Origin of the sequence: Chitinophaga alhagiae (assembly GCF_003568665.1) — a bacterium.
Classification (GTDB): domain Bacteria; phylum Bacteroidota; class Bacteroidia; order Chitinophagales; family Chitinophagaceae; genus Chitinophaga; species Chitinophaga alhagiae.
This window is the reverse complement of record NZ_QXMH01000002.1, coordinates 81,228-100,195: the sequence shown is the minus strand read 5'-3', so window position 1 is coordinate 100,195 and position 18,968 is coordinate 81,228. Positions and strand designations below refer to the sequence as shown.

8 protein-coding genes are annotated in these 18,968 nt (G+C 54.7%); all 8 read right to left on the bottom strand.

Going from position 1 to position 18,968, the window contains the following annotated elements; translation table 11 throughout:
• Positions 1-452 precede the first annotated feature (452 nt).
• The gene (locus D3A97_RS11210; protein ID WP_232825987.1) at positions 453-1,544 is read right to left on the bottom strand and encodes a cytochrome-c peroxidase; all 1,092 of its coding nucleotides are present in this window, start codon (positions 1,542-1,544) and stop codon (positions 453-455) included.
• 51 nt (positions 1,545-1,595) lie between these two features.
• Positions 1,596-3,101 (bottom strand): DUF6850 family outer membrane beta-barrel protein, encoded by a 1,506-nt coding sequence (locus D3A97_RS11205; protein WP_157986485.1) that lies wholly within the window; start codon positions 3,099-3,101, stop codon positions 1,596-1,598.
• Positions 3,102-3,104: 3 nt separating this feature from the next.
• Complete coding sequence (locus tag D3A97_RS11200) at positions 3,105-4,307, bottom strand: DUF4876 domain-containing protein (RefSeq protein ID WP_119078603.1); 1,203 nt, start codon at positions 4,305-4,307, stop codon at positions 3,105-3,107.
• Positions 4,308-4,318: 11 nt separating this feature from the next.
• Entirely contained in the window at positions 4,319-7,081 is a 2,763-nt protein-coding gene (locus tag D3A97_RS11195; RefSeq protein WP_157986484.1) for a TonB-dependent receptor, read from the bottom strand.
• A 301-nt stretch (positions 7,082-7,382) separates the two neighbouring features.
• Complete coding sequence (locus D3A97_RS11190; protein ID WP_119078601.1) at positions 7,383-8,564, bottom strand: sialidase family protein; 1,182 nt, start codon at positions 8,562-8,564, stop codon at positions 7,383-7,385.
• Positions 8,565-8,566: 2 nt separating this feature from the next.
• Complete coding sequence (locus tag D3A97_RS11185) at positions 8,567-10,849, bottom strand: TonB-dependent receptor (RefSeq protein WP_119078600.1); 2,283 nt, start codon at positions 10,847-10,849, stop codon at positions 8,567-8,569.
• A 349-nt stretch (positions 10,850-11,198) separates the two neighbouring features.
• Positions 11,199-11,561 (bottom strand): hypothetical protein, encoded by a 363-nt coding sequence (locus D3A97_RS11180; RefSeq protein WP_157986483.1) that lies wholly within the window; start codon positions 11,559-11,561, stop codon positions 11,199-11,201.
• A gap of 125 nt (positions 11,562-11,686) precedes the next feature.
• Positions 11,687-18,958 (bottom strand): T9SS outer membrane translocon Sov/SprA, encoded by a 7,272-nt coding sequence (gene sov / locus D3A97_RS11175; RefSeq protein WP_119078598.1) that lies wholly within the window; start codon positions 18,956-18,958, stop codon positions 11,687-11,689.
• Between the last annotated feature and the right edge of the window lie 10 nt (positions 18,959-18,968).

Below are 18,968 nucleotides of genomic sequence, written 5' to 3'. Positions count from 1 at the left end.
CTTTAAATTATAAAACTATATTTGAAATCCTATATGTTTTGAGCGGCATTGTGTGTACCGGCAACACGCCGGGTGCCTTATAAATACCACGGAACTGATTCACAGAAAAGTACAGTAGTGCCAAAAGGGTACAACTATGAAAACGAGCCTATAAATCCTATAACCATATCCCTATGCTAACATTTGTTACTATGTACGTCATCAGACTGTACTATCCTAGATGTAAGGAGTTTCTGAGTTTCTATTTTGACAGGTCTCGCAGAAACAACTACGGCCGGTGGGCCATGCGTCAAAGCTGGAAGGTGGAGAAATCTTACACTTTCGGCTATAGCTGAAAAAATTCTTTTCATAATAAAGGCCTTCGCAATGCGAAGGCCTTTATTATTTATGGCGGATGCTTTTTTTTGTTCAGGTCAGGCAGGATTTCCCGGGTGATAGTGCGCTGACCGCGCCTAATCTCTCGGCAGCTCCGGCCGCTGCATTTTGTATTGCGTGGCCGTAATGGCGTCCATAAAGGCTACCACCGCTTTTATTTCGTCTCGTGTAAGGTTCAGTTTTTTCAGCAGCGGGTCTGTATAGGGATATAGCCTATCTTGCTGCTTTTGCTCCGGCTTGGGGTCTATCATGTGCATGCCGCTGTTATAGAGGTTCACAATGCCCGTAATATCGTTAAACAGGCCGTTGTGCATCCAGGGAGCGTTATGCATCACATCCCGCAGGGAAGGGGTTTTGAATCTGCCCACATCGTCCGGGTTGCTGGTGAGGTTGTAGCGGCCCAGGTCTTCATACTTGCGTTTGTAATAGGTGAGGCCGATGTTGTGGAAGCTCTCGTCTGTAAGGAACTGCCCATTGTGGCAGTTCATGCAGCGGGCCTTGGTGCGGAACAGGTGCATGCCGTGAATTTCTTCGTCCGTCATGGCTTTATGGTCGCCGTCCAGGAACTTGTCAAAGCGGCTTCTCCTGCTGGTAATGGTCTTTTGAAAGGCCGCCAGCGCGCTCACTATCTTTTCGGTGGAAATGTCTTCCGTGCCGTAAGCATCTTTGAACAATGCCCGGTATGCCTTGATGGCGCCCAGTTTGGGGCCGAGCTGTTTGGCGTCCATATTCATTTCATGATGCGCCTCAATGGGGAAGGTGGCCTGGTCTTCCAGAGAAAAGGCCCGGCCGTCCCAGAAGAAAGACTTGCGCTGGCCAACGTTGAGCAGGCTGGGCGTGTTGCGGGTACCCTGCAGGTGGTCGCTTCCCAGAGACACACGGCGGCCGTCTCCCCAGGAGAGGTGCGGGTCATGGCAGCTGCTGCAGGATATCTGGCTGGAGCTGGACAGCAGCGGGTCAAAGAAGAGCAGTTTGCCCAGCTTTACCTGCGGCTGCGCAATGATCCTGAAATAGGAAGTATCCGTTCCCGGCAGTGATTTAAATTCGGTCCATACCACGCCGGAGTCTATGTCTGGCCGCGGCCATTCTGCCACAGGCTTTTCATAGAGCGCCCGCAGGCTGCCGGGGTCTGTTTTGTACAGGAAACCCGTGCCCGTCAAAAAAATCATCAAAACTGCCAGTATAATCAGTTCCCGCCTCATTGCAATTGGTCGTTGTTATTAAAATTGAAATGCCGTTGTCACCCTCAGGTCTTTCCTCTCTATGCCGCTGTGGTACGCAGCGTCCGCACTGATAAAGCAGGATACCTTGCCGGTAAGGCGAAAGTCTGCCCGCAGCCCTCCGCCATAGTTCATACCGGAGGCGGTGAGATACGCAAAGTTACTATTCAGCATCGTAAAAATGGCGCGCTGAGGGCTTACGTCATTCCAGCGGCCGGTGCTTTCCAGGTTTTCCTGCCGCTGGGCCTTTGCGTTCAGCGACAACATGATGCCGCCCAGCTGCTTCCTGGCGGTAATGTCAGCGCCTATCAGCATCTGGCTGTATGAAAGCTCCCGGTTGGGCATTACGTATTGCTGCGCATTATCTTCATACCCGGCTTCCAGCCCGGCAAACCAGTCTATGGCCCCGCCGCTGCGCCCGTATACAGTACGGAAGCGGAAGGTGGCTACATCGTGTACGTACCTTACGTCTTCGGCTATTTTCTGTACGCCGTTGGCGCCACCGGTGTTGATAAAGCGGGCTTCAATGCCTTCCCGCTTCACCGTAGCTGCACGCAGTTCGGCAATAAAGTGCCGGCGGTCTGCATCAAACATGTAGCCAACGGCGCCATTCAGCGTATTTTCATGAATAACGCTGATGTCATCAATAATATCTGTCAGCCGTTTGCCAATATTCAGGTGATTATAGCCTGCACGGGCAAACCAACCTTTATATTGCACCGGCACAAAGTTTAAGGCCACCCCGTACCCCAAGCCTTGAAAGCTGGCCTTGGTACGGGCTCCTGCCAAGAACTCATTGTAGGCGCCCAAACCGGCTTCATGATAAACCAGCGGGTAACCCAGTTCACTCACAAAATCCAGCTTGTTGTTCTGACCGTATTTCAGGCCGCTCAGGTCAAGGGCCAGGGTATAACGTTCCGTCACTTTACGGGAAGCGGACAGGCCCAGGCTGATAACAGATGATATGTTCTCCGGGCGCGGATCTCTGTCCCGGTAAGTTTGCAGGCCTTTAAACCCGGCTTGGAAGCCTAGCTGGTATGCTCCCACCGCCTTTGCCAGGCCGCCCGCAAAAGCATAGGTTTCTGACTTGAGGTCTCCGCCCACGGAATCTGCCATCACATACGGATATACCAGCTGATAATCCGCCGTTTCATTAAACTTCACTTTGTACAGCTCTTCATTGCTGTAATAGGCCTGGCCCCAAACAGTAGCTTTGGGGCCGGGTTTCAGGTATGTTTCAGAGTGTACGTTGAAAGTTTGCCGGCCGCTGCCCTCCTGCTGTAAATAAAGCTCCTGGTCAGAATGGCGAAAGGAGGCAGACAGGCGCGACCAGGTGTTTTCACGCTGATACACTTTCAATGCCGGGCTGGCATACACCTCGTCTCGCAGAAACACCACCGGCGATGTTTGTTCCCTGATCAACCGCACAGGCATGGAATCCTGAGCGCCTGCGGTAAGCGCGGCGCCCAGGATGGCCATTGTCAATATTGTTTGTTGCCAGCGCATGTATTATTGCATTAAAGAGGGTTTGGCCTCTGCTTCAAAGTCTTTGGTAGAGTTGTTGGTATCTTTCAGGATCACACGCCCGTCAGGATTGGTAGACAGTACGGCGCGCCTTACGCTCTTGCCATAACGGCCATCGTCAGAATCTACCTTACCGCAATATGTCCAGCCCATGTCCAGCTCCGGCGCAGTCAGTATCCATTCAAACACGGCGGGCACAGACAGGTTCACGGCATCTATGATCCAGCTGTTGGGAAATTTATACCCGTCAACATACCGGGGCGTACCGTTGGTTTGAATATACGAGTAGGTGTACTTGTTTTCTTCTTTATACTTATCAATAGTAGTCCCTTCCGGCAAACGGCCCACGATGTAGCTTTTAAACCCGCGGTTATGCATGGTCATAAAACCGTTCATGTTCACCAGGTCAGGCACTTCCGGGTTGTCTACATTGATAGAACCCAGCAAGGTCAGTTCAAGTTCGGATTTGCGCAGGTCGAATGAATTGGGGTTGTACTCCTTGTGATTGATGGCGTTATTGGCCACCACGATCTGCTTGCCGGGATATATCGGGTGCTCTGTACCTTTGCCGGGTATCATCACCATAGCACCCGGTGTAAAGGCTTCGGGCATTACATTGGGATCGTACTCTCTTTTGGTGGTGGAAAGGAAAGCCGCTTCCGCAATTACGAGGCCGTCTGCATACAGCGTATCTTCAGAATTATTGTAGATGATAAAGTACTTGTCTCCGTTATACTGTTTGCCTTCCGGGGTTACCGTACCGGTAAAGAATATTTCCTTGAATACCAGGCCCGCCGTTTCATCGTACAGGAAGAGGGGAATATCAAGCGTTACGGTGCCGCCGCTTACGGCCACGCCTTGCTTGTGGCCGCGTATTTTGCGGGAGTATTTCACATCGTCCAGTTCGTATTCCACATCACCTTCCAGGGTCACCTCATAAGAGCCGTCTGGCAGTGTGATAGCCGGCGGTGTGTTGCCGTTCATGTGAAAAGTGCTGTCTACGCCGCTGTTGCTTTCCTTGAACACCAGCACTACGTTAGATGTCCGCACGTTCTGCAATCCCGCGGGCGGGGTCAGCGTAAGGCCCACGGCAGATTGCCTGATGGTCAGGCCGTCTTTCTTGCAGGCAGTAGTAAACACCGTACCTGTCACCGCGAGTATACATAAGAGTAATTTAATTTGACGCATATCTGTTCTGTTTAAAAGTTAAGATTCAGTTCCATTCCGAAATACGGGCTGCTAAAGCCGCTCCTTCTGTTAATAGTATTATTGAAAACATAGTCTGGTGTGTACGTGAACAACCGGTTCACGAACATGGAAACGGCCGCCTTCTTTTTAAATTCTTTGGTCACCTTTACATTGCCCTGCAGGTCAATAGGAACGAGGCGCTTCTGGAAAAGGATGCCGCTGGTAGTTTCTTTCAGCCAAACCAGGTTGGGATCTTCCAGGCTTTCTTTGGTATACGGATGCAGTATGCCATCTATCCCCATGTATTGCACGGGCGTTCCGTTGTTGTAATGATATTGCTCCATCCTGAACCAGATGTTCTGCAAAGAGGCGGACACCGTGAGGCCCAGCACGGGCAAATAGCTGTCTACTGTCAGGTTGGTGTTCAGCTGGCCGCGGTAGGCGCCATCCTGGTAGTCATACACCCCTATGTATTGTGATTGCTTGCCGTCTATGATAACGTTGGAGCTGATGCCTTTGTACAAGGGGAAGCTGTTAACGTAGTTGGTCTTGAACCAGGCGCCGTTTACGGTAAAGCGGGTATTGATGCCGGTGAGCCTCCTTGAAACGAACTGGAACTCTATGCCTTCCTTGATGAGCGCGCTGCCGTTGGCCGTAACGGAATAGCTGAAGAACTGGCGCGCATCCCGGTAATCAAAGTCACTGGTAGCAGGCGGAGCGGTCAGGTTGGGGGCGTCTACGGACGCGTTGTCATAGATCTTGTAATCCAGCACGCGGTACCTTGAAGCCGAGCGGAAACCGGATGTCAGCTTTTCATGAAAGTAGGTGAGCGAAAGGCGGTTGCCGTTCAGCTCAAAATCCCCGTTAAATTCCAGCTTGCGGTTTACGGCAGGTTTCAGGTGATAGTTGATCCCGTCGGCAACGTAAGTGGCCACGTTGGCCTTCCGGTAGTCCGGGTTATTGTGATAAAAGTTAAGCTGCACAATATCCGTGTACTTCGGGTTGGGGTAAAGCATGTCAAGCGTGGGCATTTTTGTATGCAGGCCAAATCCCGCGCCCAGGGTAACCATCAGGGTATGCTGGCCGGTACGGATGCCGGGCAGCGTCCACCGGGTGTTGATGCGGGGGTCGAGATAAATTTTATTGGCAATGGCATATTGCCTGTCCATAGCCAGCAGGCTCATGCCGCGCAGGCCCGCAGCGGTGGCAACCTTGTGCCGGCCTACGTTGAAGGTCATCATATCTTCCGCAAAGAAAGACTGGTTGAGCATGCCCGGGATGGTATCAAAGGCCCGCGGCCGCGCTGAACCGGTGGGGTTCATGGGGTAAGTGAGGTCATATATCTGGCCTTTGCCGAAGTTCTTGCTGTAATTGGTTTCCAGCCCCAGCTTCACATCGTGCGTGATAGCGGATGTACGGAAGCCGAGGTTCATTTTCGCTTTCAGAAAGGCGTTGAGCGGCCGGCCGTCTACCAGCAGCTCGGCGGCATAGCTGGGGGTGATAAAAGTAGCATCATGCTCCCCTTCCGTCAAGGCATTGGCCAATATGGTGGCGGAGCGGGCCTGCACCCATTTTGTAACGTCCATCCTGTCCCGCTGGTAATCTACCTGCGTATTTACTTCCCAGGATTTTACAAGAGCGCCCAAGCGGGTCACTTCATTTTTCAGGCTGGTATTGAATACGTAGCGGTTGAACCGGGAACGGAACTTGTCTACCGGCGCGTACCCGTTGTCTGGATCTGTGCGCTGGTTATCTACCGTAGTAGCATAATCGAATGAGCCGGACCATTTCAGGCGGCGGTAGCTGTTCTCCCAGCGTTTTTCCGCGCGTATACTGGAATTGATCCTTTTATAGTTCGTAAAATTATCTGTGGGCTTGCTTTTTGAATCCAGAAAACCAAGGTCTACGTTCACGGACATATCCTGCCCCGGTACATTAAACCCCTTGCCCAACGCGAACAGTTTGCTGAAACCATCGGTTTTCATGCGGGCGGTGAACGGCGTATATCCTTTCTTTCTCTCGATCTTGATGAGGCCGCTGGTGAGGTCTCCGTATTCAACGGAGGGAATGCCGCGCACTATCTCCACTTTCTCGATGTCGTCTGTAGACAGGGTACGCATATCTACACCGCGGTTGGTGGTGTTGCGGTACTGGTTGGGGTCACTGGCTATGTATACGCTGGAGCTTTGCAAATTGGCCGTGGTATTGATGGGCGCCCCGTCTACCAGGAAGGCCGTACCCAGGGAGCTGATGTCATAGTCTGTTTCCGGCGCCCCCGCTTCGCGCAGCCTGATGCGGTTCATACTGGTCAGCGAAGGGTCTTTGGAACGCCCACCGGGCAATAGCTCCAGCAGGTCTGTAAAGCTGGACGGCTGCAGGTGTTGCATGGCCCTGCGGTCAATGACGGAGGTGCTGGTCATGCCCCTGGCCTCTGAAGCGGTGATAAACACTTCCTGCAGGGTTTGCAGCGCTTTCTCCACCGTTAGCTCCACCTGCTGGTCTTTATGCAGGTGAACGGTTTTGACGGGGGCTTTGAACAACATGCCCGCTATGCTTACTTTATACGTACCGGAAGGAAGCGGCCCAAAAGAAAAACGGCCGCCGTTTGCACTGTAGGCGCGGAATTGCAGGCTGTCCTTTTGGGCAATAACGAGAATGGAATCGGCGCCGCGCCCATTCTCCTTATCCCACAGGCGGCCAGATAATACGCCCCGCGTTTGCTGGGCAATTGTATAGGCTGGCGCTATAAACAGAAGGGATAAAGTAAAAAACAAATGTATGCTATGTCTCTTTGAATTACTGAACATCTCCACTAAAGCTGATTTCCCTTGATTTGACGGAGCAAAAGTACTGAACATCAAAGGGCTTTGCGGCGGCGGAGCGGTCGCCTGGCAAAGATTTTCCCGATCCGATCATTGGTTTTGGGGCCGTGGAATGTCAGGGTAACGTCATAGCGGGTGCAACGGCCGTACGGGCGGGCGTTCAGGGCAAACGAGCTTGTGGCACGGCCCTAATAAAAGGGAGAACGCGGCAACCACGTTCTCCCTTTTATTTTCCTGATCCGATCAAGCAGCGTTACAGGCTCACCATCCTCACACAAACCACCTCCCGCGGCCCCTGCCGCCTTTTGTAAGCCACCAGTACCTGGTTCTCCCCCACTGCCTTCAGCACAGGAAAGCTGGCGTAGCCGCCCGGCTCCGTGAGAAAGCCCTGTGCCAGCGTTTTTCCGTCAGTTGCTTTATGCACTATGCCAATGCGGCTGGCGGCGGTGTCTGCCGCTTCGTCCCACACCAGGGCCAGCTCTCCGCTGCCAAGGGCGGCCAGCTGCGGGTGTTTGGCCGTAGGCAGGGCGCTGATGCTTTCCTTTTTGGAGTAGGTGATACCATTGTCTGGCGACTGGCAGTAGAACACTCCCTGCCCGCTGCCCATGGTGAACCAGGCAAAATGCACGCCGCTGCCGTTCTTCACCATGGCGGGCCCCGTGTGCGGGCAGCCGTTGATCACCCAGTTATCCGCACTGATGCGCACGGGCGGGGAAAAGGTTTGCCCGCCGTCTGTTGACACCATGTGTACCATGTCCCGGATGCTGTCATTCATAATATCGCGGAAGGCGGCATGCAGCGCGCCCTGCGCGTCTGTATACAGTGCCGTGCGGCAACACTGGCAAACGGTTTGCACCAGTGCGCGCTCCTGCCGGAAGCCGGCAGTATCAGCGGCAATGGCCATGTACAGGGTAGAGCCCTCCTGCTGGTGAAACTTGCGGTTGTCCAGCCAGATGGCGGCCACCTCCCCGGAGGGCAGCAGCGCCATGTCAAAGTACCGCTGGTCATACCCCGCGGTGTCTGTTACCAGCGGGCGGGAAGGCTCCCAGTGCAGGCCGCCGTCTGCGGAGCGGGCGTAGCGCACCTTACCGGCGTATTTGTTCCGCGGGTCGTCGCTTTCCACGCCGTACATGGCTATGGCTTCTCCGTTGGGCCTGAATATGATCTTGGGCATGTTTTCCGCATGGGGCTGAATGCCCTCCGCAGTGGTGACCTGGCGGGGGGCGGAAAAGGTCTGCCCGCCGTCTGGCGATACGGCAAAGTACATGCTCCCGTCTTCCACCCAGCTCACCACAGGCTGGCCCTGCGGTGTAACGGTCATGTACGCGCAGGAGGCATTGCGCGCGGTGTCTGAAAGCACCGTTTCCTGCCCTCCCTTGAAATTCCGTGGCTGGCAGGCGGCCAACGCTAATAACAAAAACAGGTAATATCGCATCTTTATTTTTTTGCAGTGATGGTATACGCCACACCTGCGTTAAACGTTCTGTTGGGGCCGGGCCGGTAGCTTTTGCCGAAGGCGCTTTTTTCTGCCGTGGTGGCATACATCACATCTCCCACGTTCCGGCAGTTCAGCCAGCATTCAAAATTTTTGTAGTTGTAGCCTATGCGCGCGTTCAGCAGGTTGTAACCGCCGTATGTTTCCGTATTGGCGGGGTCCATATAGTACCGGCCTACGCACTGCCATTCTACAGACGTGCGGATGCCTTTGAGGAAAGCGGGTTTCCAGCCAAGCTCCGTATTGGTGATCACCGCGGGCGCGCCGTTCATGCGGTTGCCGCCGTATTGCGCGCCTTTGTCTTCGTACACAATAAATTCATGCTGTGCCCAGGTGCCGCCGGTGCGCAGCAAAAGGCCCGGCAACGGGGCATAGCGCAGGTTCCATTCCACACCGCTGTGGCGCGTACGGCCGGCATTGCGGTTCTCCGAAGAGTTATCCGCCAGGCGCACGCTTACGATCTCGTTGCGGCCGTCCATCCTGTATAGGCTTACATCTACATAACCCTTGTTGCCGGCAAAGGCAAACCAGCCGCCCAGTTCATAGTTGTTGTAGCTGGCGGGTTTCAGCACCGGCACTTTCACGCCGCGGTACAATTCGGAAATATTGGGCGGCGCAAACCCTACGCTGTAGTTGGCATACAGGCCCCTGTCATGCCCAAAGTCGTACGTAAGGCCCAACTTCGGCGTCCAGGCGTGAAAGTAGTTGCGCTCGTCCGGAGAACCGGTAAAGGCAGAGGGCGGCAGGTGGTTGTCAAAATCATAGTCCATCCTGTCATACCGCAGCGCGGCAATTACCTTCATGCGGTTGAGCGGGCTCATTTCCGCCTGGGCGTACACGGCGGTATTCAGCAACGCAGCGCGGTAGTCCGTTAGCGTAGAGTCTGTTTCCGTATAGCCGGTGAAGTAACCGGCGGCATCACGGTCTACGTCTATGTATCGGGCGTAGTAGCCGGCAGGACTGTAATCAGCGCTCACGCCCGCCATCAGCGAAGCATTGCGCCAGCTGAAATTCTTCTTGTGCTGTACCAGCATGCCGTAGCTCTGAAAATGATCGCTGTTGATCTCGCCGCGCGCTTTCAGCGGGTTGCTGGTGGTTTTAATGGCGTAGAAAGGGTTCTGGCCAATTTCGTTGTGGCGATAAAAGAGCGTGAAACTGGTGGTGTTCTGATCGTTCCAGCGCTGCTCGAGCGTGCTGCGCAGCCGTAATGCTTTTACCAGCCGGTAAGAGAACGTGTGAAAGCTCTTGTAGTTTCTGGAGTAAAAATTGGCGCTGTCTACCCCGCCCGTCTGGTCTGTTTTATAATCTGCAAAAGAGGCGGTGGTGGTCCATTTGCTGCGTTCGCTGAAAGCGTATTCTGTTTTCAGGGTGAGCGCCAGTTTACGGAAATCGCTGTGGTCCAGGTAACCATTGCGCTGATCTGCATAGTAGCCTCCCAGCAGCACGCCCAGCTTGCCGCTGGTGCCGGACACGCTGAAGTCTGTACGTTTGTAGCCCTGGTTGCTCATTTCCGCCTGTACCCGGGCCGTGGGCAGCAATGCCGGGGAAGCCGTAATGAAGTTAACGGCGCCGCCTACGGCCTCACTGCCATACAGGGACGATGCCGGCCCCCTGATCACTTCTATGGTCTTGAGCGTGGCCATATTGATCTCTATCAGGGCGTTGTGGTTGAAGTCTCCGGTAGTGCGGATGGGAATGCCATCTTCCAGGTAAAGGAAAAGGCTGCGGTAGCCGATAGGTTGGCGGATGGCCATGGTATGCTGTTCATTGCCCAGGTCTACCATGTACACGCCGCTTACCTTGTTCAGCACCTGCTCCAGCGAGGTGGCTTTTGTTTCCCTGATCATTTGTGTGGAAATGGTGCTGATGGCCACCGGCGCTTCGGTGCGGTATTGTTTTTCCCTGCCGGCGGATACAATGATCTCGTTGAGCCGGGTAGACAGCGGTTCCATGTAAATAATGCCGGACGAAGCGGGCAGGCGCTGCTCTGCATAGCCCACAAAGGAAACGGCAATAGAGTCCCGGCCGGTACGGAGGCCGTTCAGCGTAAAGGCGCCGCTGTGATCGCTGAGGCAGCCCTGCGGGCCGCCGTGCAGTACCCGCACGCTAACGCCGGGCAAGGCCTCGCGGGTGATGGCGTCTACTACCTTTCCGTTCAGTGTTTGCTGTGCGGCCAGGGGTAAACAGTATATTAAAAGCGCAATAAGGACGGAAAATTTTGACATGCTATAGGTTTTACGTAACCAGTGGCCACTACGTTGCCGGGCACGCGGAGCGCCCCCGGGGCAACAGCCCGGTTATACGTGGCAGACAGTTTACTGCGGGGCACTGCAGGGTGCGCAGTACAGGGCCCGTTGCAGTTGGTCTGCCGGTGAGTCAATGCCGGTATGGATGCATGCCCGCCATGCGGTGGCAAAAGCCCGCCGGGGCAATGCCTGCAGCATATTCATGCCGGTCTGTTCCTGCTAGATGAGGTGAGCCTGCAGGCTGGTACCGCTCTGCAAACGCATCCATCTTGCTTCGATCAGTGAAGTAAAAACGTGCTGCCCGCAACGGGCAACCGTCAATTGCAACTTACGCCCTGGGTGGGTGAAATACGGCATGGAGCGGGTCTTGCGCCATTCCGCCGTTATACGCGGCAAACAGTTTTATGCCGCCGGTGCTGGGGGTGAAGGGAAGCGGAAAATCCGCCTGTATAATGATCACTTCGTATTTGTCTTTTACAGCATTCCCCTTTTCTTCCTGTTTTGTTTCCTTCTCCATCTGCTTCATCAGGTGGCACTGGCCGTTACAGCCTTTTTCGGGTTTTGCCTTGTTGATACAAAGTACACGGGCAATGTATTCCTTATTCAGCAGGTATTCCGCCAATACCAGCCCTTTGCCGAAGGTTTGCAGCATAAGGCCTGTTAATGTGACTATGACGAATATGTACTTCATAAGGAACGCTACAAAAGTAAACTTATCCGTATTGCAGCCAAATGATTTTCATCATTATATCCGCTAACAACAAACGGGGAACCCCTGTTCAGGATCCCCCGTTTGTTGCGTTCCGCTCTTCTCCCCTACTGCGCCAGCATGAAGCGCAGTGTAATACCGCCGCGGGTATTGGTAATGGGGTAAGCAGTAGAAATAACCGGGATGGTTTGGCGCCGGTCATAGAAGAACTTGATGTTCAACCGGTTGTTCACCACATAGTCTATGGAGGGCGCAATACTGATCACTTTTTGCCCGCCTGTTGGCAGTGGCGAGTCCGCATCCAGCCGGTTATTGGTGGTTTTATCGTCCCGGAAGCTCAGGTCCAGCCTGAAGTTCATATCGTTCTCCAACTTCCGCCCGCCGTCTTTGCCTACCGCAAACGGCATGGGCAGGCCGCGTACGCGGTAACCGCCGCCCACCACAATTTCGCTGCTGCGCATTTCGCTCAGCTGATAGTCTATCAGGCTGAGGCTGAGGGTACGGCTGCGTTTGAAACCCACGCGCAGGTTAAGCGAGTTGGTGAAGGTCATGTCTGCCTCCAGCAACGGCTCAAATTGCTCTGAAATAGTGAGGTTGGGCACCAGGAAGTACGGGATATAATTACCGGATATAGAGTCCCTGAAAGACGGGAAGCCCAGGTACAGCGGATCGTAGAACATGAGCGCCGTATTGTAGGAGTTCATGGTGAGCCGCCCGATGTAGGCATGCGTCAGGGTGAAATTGGTGAGGAAGTCCGAGAACGGTTTCACCCGGCTCAGGCCGTTGTAAGAAATACGCCAGTTGGGCCTTGGCAGAATGTTCTTGAACGGGTTGGTGCGCACGGTGTAGCTGCCCTGCTTCAGCAGCGGTACGTTTTCCGGGCTCTCGCCGGTATACGCCGCCAGGAAGGCGGGTATCAGCACATCCTGTGCGTAACGGCCATAACCGTAGCGGTACTGCGGGTCTTTGGGATCATATTCCGGCACCGTACCATTGTTGCTGTACGGGTTCTGCCGGCCCAGCCTTTCAGAGATCACCTGGCGGTAATTCTCAAACTGGCGGAAGGTCTCAGACACACCGTTGGTAGCGTTGATCTTGCCCCACATGGTTTTGATGGCAATAAAAGTAATGTCGAACCCGCCGGCGTCATAGGGGCTCAGGTGGCCAAAGCCGCTGCCGTCCCCGATGGTGTCCTTGAACAGCTCTGTATGCGTTTTGGTGAAAGACTTGGTGAGGTTCAGGTCTATACGCAGGTCACGCACCGGTTCCAGCTGGGCCTGTATGTCCAGCTTCTGCGTGAACTGCTGCTGGAACTGGATGTTGAAAAGCGTGTCTGGCGTAATGAGGCCTTTCTTCGCAAAGTTGTCCATCCATTTTTTGGTAGGTTGCCTACCCACCACAAACTCCAGCCCCGGGGCCATGGTCTGCCAGTTCATACCCAGCAGCTTGGTACTGTCCAGGTAGCCGGGCAGGCGGGTGCCCACGTTCTCCGTATAGTTGATGTTCACGCGTTTCAGAGACATCAGCACGCGCATCACCGCCTTCAGCACCGGCGAGGTGGCATCCTCGTCCTCTGTTTTCTTCTGCTGTGCGGCAGCGGCGTTAGGCGCACTGGCCATGCCGGGCGGTACATATTCTCTTGTTGGCGTGGAAGTGGCGTTCATCTTACGCAGCCATTTGCTCTTGTTATACAGCTCCGTAAACTTCAACTCTCCCGTAATGGTTTTCTGGTTGGAGTTCTCGATGGCGTTGCCGAGGTAGGTGGCCAGGCGGGAAGCGCCTACCCAGCGGTATTCCATGCCGTAGCTGAGGGCCAGGTTGGTCCAGCTCAACAGCGGGAACTTGCCCATGGGCACGGTATAGGTAACCGTGGCATTATGGAAGTAATTGGTAGTACGGCCGCCTTTCCAGAAGTTGCTCCGCACGGTGTCTTTTTTGGCATCGGTGTTGATGCGGCCGTTGGGCTCATCTATACGGGAATTGTTCACCGCGTTGAAGTCGAGAGACAGGTTGCGGGAGAAGTCCCATTTGAAGGTATAATACCGGTCAAAACGGAAATATTTATCGTACGTTTCCTGCAGCTGGAAAGGCCCGCCGCCCACGTTGCGCAGCCGTGTGGCGCCAAACTGGCGGGTAATGTCTGCCCTTACGCTCATGATGGAAGGCACGTAGTTCACGTTAAACTCCTTGATGAGCGCAAACCAGGGAGATTTGCTCTTGATAAGGTTCTTGAACGGTTCTATGTATTTGGGCGTACCAGCGTAGTTATACCCCACGCCACCGCGGTGACGGGTGAGCACATCGCTTTCTATCACCGGGTTGCGCCGGTTCATCTGCGAGAACGAGTAGCTCACGTCAAAGTTCTCTATGTCCCATATCCTGTTCTTCTTCCTGCCCGCGCCCATTTTGCGCACGTTGGTGAAGTTGAGGCTCTTGATGGAGGTAAAATCCTGCGCGTTGCGGCGGATGGAATCCCGATGTTCCTTGTCCCGCGCCATTTCCAGCTTGTCTTTCAGCTTGATGTCCAGGTCATACGGATCATATTCCGGGTTGCTGGTGGTCTGGGAATAACCGGCGTACACGGGTACGGTAATACCGGTGCGCTTGGGCAGCAGCTTGCCGAGGTCAAGATTGGTGGCAATGTCGTATTGCAGGAAGTTGTCGCGGAAACGCTCGTTCACCCGCTGGTCTACGCTGCCAAAGCCGGCCGTGTGCATGTTGCCGCTGAAGGTGAGGGTACCCAGGTCTGCCAGGTTCAGGTCTACCCTGGCCAGCGCCGCATAACCGCCTTTTTCATCGAGGCCGGAGAGGCGCAGCTCGTTGAACCATACTTCGGTACAGTGCGGCAGCCCGTCATCTTTCGGGTTCAGCACCCCTATCATGATGTTGCGCACATCGCCCAGGCTGGGGTTGCCCACCACGGCCAGAATGTTCTTGCCATCCTGCTTCAGGTAAGGTACCAGCGGAGAAGCGGAGCCATCGTTGTTGCGCTCCATCTTCAGCTTGGCAAACGCGTTCAGGTCCAGGTTCAGCTCGTTCTCTGACGGCCATACGTCCGTATCGCGCGTGGCTTTCCAGGCGGTTACCTTCAGGGGGATGCGGTACTCGTAATAGTTTTCCGTAAAGTCACTGCCTATTCTGATAATGGCCTGCAGCTCGTTATCTTTCAGCGCCAGCGCGTCACCCACCGCCTCTGCGTGGATGAACATCTGCATACGGCTGTACTGGCGCAGGTCAAGGTTCAGGTTCTTGTATACGGCCCGCACCTCATCATCTTTCAGGTTGCAGATCTGCGCGGAAAGGGCCTGTTCATTCAGCTGGATATTGGTGTTGTTGTTGCTGAGCGTGTTCTGCCGCAGCGTACCTGGGGGCAGCACGTAGTTGATCGGTTCGCGGCGGGCGTTCTCTTCAATGTTCACGGCAGATACGTTGAAGGTGGTGCTTTCGTCTACCGGTATGGGGTCTCCGGGGCGCAGCTCGTACAGGTAGCGGCGCCACTGGTTGCGCACCAGGTCCAGCTTGGCAAAACGGAGTACCACGGAGTCTTCAAAGCCGGTGAGGAACATGCGCATGAAGCGGATGGACTTGAAGTCAGGAATATTGCCCACCTTTTTGTCATACTGGTTCATCGGTATCTTGAACTGGTACCAGTTCTGCGTTACGATGGTGCCGTCTTCCATTTCGTTCCTGACGGGGAACTTGTCTACAATATAGTTGGAGCCTACCTGCATGTCTGGCCTGATATCTACGCGGTACTGGAAGTACTCCTCCGTTTCGTTCATGGTATTGTCACGGTTCAGGTCTTCAGACTCCGGGTAGTTGGTGGCGGCCTGCGAGAAGGCGGAATTATCATTGGAAACGGGCGAGTTGCCGTCTGGCCCGTTAATGCGTTTATAGCGGCCCAGGATGTCTGTGCCAGCGCCCTGGTCATAATACCCGTCGCGGTACCAGCGGTAGTCATCGTTAGAGGGGTCGTTCACCACGTTCTGGTAAGCGGCGGAGCCGGCGCCGAACACGCTGGCCAGGTCGTTCAGGTATTGCGCCCTGAAGTTCTTTTCGTCTTCGCTGTTGAGACCGTCGTACCCCACGTCCTGGTAGCGGCGGATGGCGGGGTCGTTGTCAAAGGCCTGCGTGATCTGCTGCTGGAATTTGGGGATACGGCCCCAGCGGGTGGAGTCCAGCTTGTTGCGGTTGGCGGGGTTGTAAGGGTCTGGCAGGCCGTTCTCGAAAGACTTGCGGGAATCTTTCAGGATGTCTTCAGACACGTTGCCGAGGTTGAAATACAATGAACCGCCGGAGCTGCCGGGCTTGTCGTAAAAGGGATCGGGTATCCAAAATTCTATGAACTCGATGTTGGCCGTTTCAAAGTCGCTGTTGTCAATAGCGCGCATCACGCCACCCCAGCGCGCTTTAGGGTTTTTCAACGTACCGTCTATATTCAGCCCTGCCAGGGAAGACTCAAAATTGTAGGGGCCTTTTTCCGTAGGGTAATACGCCAGGTCAAGCGTGCTCAGCTGGCTTTGCCCGAAGTCTGTAGAGCGGTTCGGGAAAATGTCCCGCTGGTAGATGAGGCGGGTACGAAGGTCCCGCTGCGATTTGGCGTCTACCCCGCGCGGGCGGTTGGGCGAGTTGGGTATCTGCAGCGTAGGCTCAATGATGTACCAGGCCAGCAGCGCCCTGTTTTTGCCGTAAGAAAGGGTGTCGTTATCGTCCGCTTCGGGGAACAGGATGTTGCCGTTGGCGTCACTGGCGTCTTTGGGTGTGGAGGCCAGCGCCCAGCTGGTGGCCGGGAATTTGAGGTCAAAACCGTTGCGCGTGCCTTCAAAGTCATCTATCATCACCTGCCCCTGCTTGCTGCCGGGGGCGTTTACCAGCTTGCTGTGGCCGGGGAACAGCCGGGCCACCTCACCGGTGAAGTTGATGGAGGCAGGCTGCTGGCTCTGAAAGTTGGGCAGCTTGTCTAACAGGCGGGTAAGGCCGCGCCACTCGGAAATATAGTTCGCGTCCAGGCCCACCACGGTGTTCTTGATGGGGTCATCCCCGTAGTTCACCTTCTGGTAGTAGGGGCGCTCGCTCATTCTGACAACGGTACCGCCTATGTTCAGCTTGTCGTTCACAAAATAGTCCAGCCGCGTGCCCATGTAGTTGCGCACCTGCTGGCCAAAGAGGGCGTTGTTCTCGAACTGCACGTTGATGGGCACACCGGAACTGAGCACGCCGCCGTTGATGATCTTGATACGGCCCAGGTTATAGTCTATCACAAAGTCCACATCTTCCCGCAGCATTTGCCCGCCGGCCGTTACGGAAACGGAGCCGCGGGGAATGTTGTAGGCGTTGAGGGATATTTCGGAGGAGTTGCTGGATTTGTAGGAACCCCTGATCAGGTAGCGGTTGAGGTTGGGAAACTGTTGCGCCACCACCTTGATGGAGTCGTACAGCATGGTGTACATGTACTGCTTTTCCAGGGCCGCATCGCCGCCAAAGGCCGGTCTCAGGCCGTCTGCGAACGGTTCCAGCACGGGGAACATCACCTTGCCGTTCTGGGAAGTGATGGTAAAACCCTCCACAAAGTCGAACACCCCATCCGGCTGGGGATCGTTCTGGTTGTTCAACCGGTCCAGGTTGAGCACGGAAATGATGGGCGCGCCGGCATATTGCCCTTTGGCATCCGGCAGGTAGCGTTTTTCACTGGGCACACGGGTATCTGTGCCCTGGTCTTTCCCGGGGTCTTTATACAGCACGTCCAGCTTGAAATCTGCCCGGTTCACCTGGTAGGCGTCTGTAGAATAGATGTTTTTCATCATCAGGTCCCAGATGGGCAGGGCCGGGCGGGCGGAGGTGGCTTTCAGCATTTTCAGGAACAGGATCTGCTGGTTGGCGGAGTTGTTCTGGTCCGGCGGCACGTCTTGCGAGAACTCTCCTACCTGGAAGGTACGCCCGTTGTAGGTGTATTGATAGGCTACGGCCAGCACTTCATCAGGCTGCAGCTGCTGGTTAAGGGAAATGAAGCCCACCTGCCGGTTGAGGGTGTAATCCGTAGAGTCCAGCTTGCGGGCAAAGGTCTTTTCAAACTCCTGCACGGGTTGCAGGCCCAGGGCCAGCAGGCGGCTCACCACCGTGCCGGAGTAGCGGGCCGCTGGGTCGCTAACGAGGTTGCGGTACAGGTCGTTCGTGTTCCGGTCCGGCAGCTGGTTGCTGGTCAGTACCGTAATGGCGGTTTTGTTATAGGGGTCTTGCTCCGCCAGGTCCATCAGGCCCACAATGTCCCTGGTGTCTGTAGTGGCGCCGGTTTTGTTGGTGACCCACACCTCAATGCGGTTAATGTACACCTGGCTGCGTATTACCGGCAGGTTGCCCATGGCGTAGTTGAAGGTGTCCCGGAAAAACTGCGCCAGCAGGAAGTGGCGGTTATCTTCGTACTCATCCGCCCTTTTCACAAAATCCTGCGTGCTGTTGCCGCCCCGCAGCACCATGTTCTGCTTTTGCGACTTCTGGTTACTGAGCACGCTGGTAACGGTGAGGCGGCCAAACTGCAACTGTGTTTTGATACCGAACAGGGACTGTACGCCGGGGATGAGGGAGCTGCTGAGGGGGAAACTAACGTTACCGGCCTCTATTTTTTTGATGATCTCGTCCTGGTAGCCGGTATATTCCAGCTTTACCTGGTTTTCGAAATCGAAGGTAGACTGGGTATTGTAATTGGTGATGAGCTTCAGTTTTTCCCCGATGCGCCCGGTCACGTTCATATTGATGTCAATATCAAAGTCGAACCCCCCGTTTTTGCGGGCCCTTTCCACCAGCACGGGGTTTTTCACGTTCTGGCCCTGGTAGCCGAAGGTGAGGCCCAGGCTCCCCTGGGGCCTGATGTCTACTTTGGTGCCGCCAAATACGCGGTCAAAAAGTTTATCGCCATAATACAGCTGGGGCGCCTGGCTGCGCTGGTTGAGGTTGCCGATGGTGCTGGCCCTTTTCTGCCAGTAGTCTTTTTCGCTCTGGGCGGCCTGCAACCGGTAAAAATCATCAAAATTCAGCACGGTGGGCTGGCGGTAAAACTGGTTCCCGATCTTTTCTGTGATGATATATTGTTTGGTAGCGGGGTCGTACTCAACAGATTTTTGAATATTGGCGGGGTCTTTGAGGTCAATAACATTGCGTACGGGGTCTGTAACAGCCGTGCCCCTCCTGTCACGGATGGGGTATTTCAGCGTGTCCGGCTTGGAAGTCGTATCTGGAACAGGTATATGCCCTTCGTCAATCTCAACTATTCCCCGTATTCTTTTATAGGTATTCCCCGAACTATTACTGGAGGCAGATTCTACAATGATTAAAGATACAACACCTATTACTGCAATAGCACCATAGTATTTCTTTCTTGCCAAGCGATCTTAG

What these genes read in the sequence shown, in the direction of transcription:
- D3A97_RS11205 (WP_157986485.1), bottom strand. Translation starts at nt 3,101, where the DNA reads ATGCGCTGGCAACAAACAATATTGACAATGGCCATCCTGGGCGCCGCG.
- D3A97_RS11190 (WP_119078601.1), bottom strand. Translation starts at nt 8,564, where the DNA reads ATGCGATATTACCTGTTTTTGTTATTAGCGTTGGCCGCCTGCCAGCCA.
- D3A97_RS11185 (WP_119078600.1), bottom strand. Translation starts at nt 10,849, where the DNA reads ATGTCAAAATTTTCCGTCCTTATTGCGCTTTTAATATACTGTTTACCC.
- D3A97_RS11210 (WP_232825987.1), bottom strand. Translation starts at nt 1,544, where the DNA reads ATGATTTTTTTGACGGGCACGGGTTTCCTGTACAAAACAGACCCCGGC.
- D3A97_RS11180 (WP_157986483.1), bottom strand. Translation starts at nt 11,561, where the DNA reads ATGAAGTACATATTCGTCATAGTCACATTAACAGGCCTTATGCTGCAA.
- D3A97_RS11200 (WP_119078603.1), bottom strand. Translation starts at nt 4,307, where the DNA reads ATGCGTCAAATTAAATTACTCTTATGTATACTCGCGGTGACAGGTACG.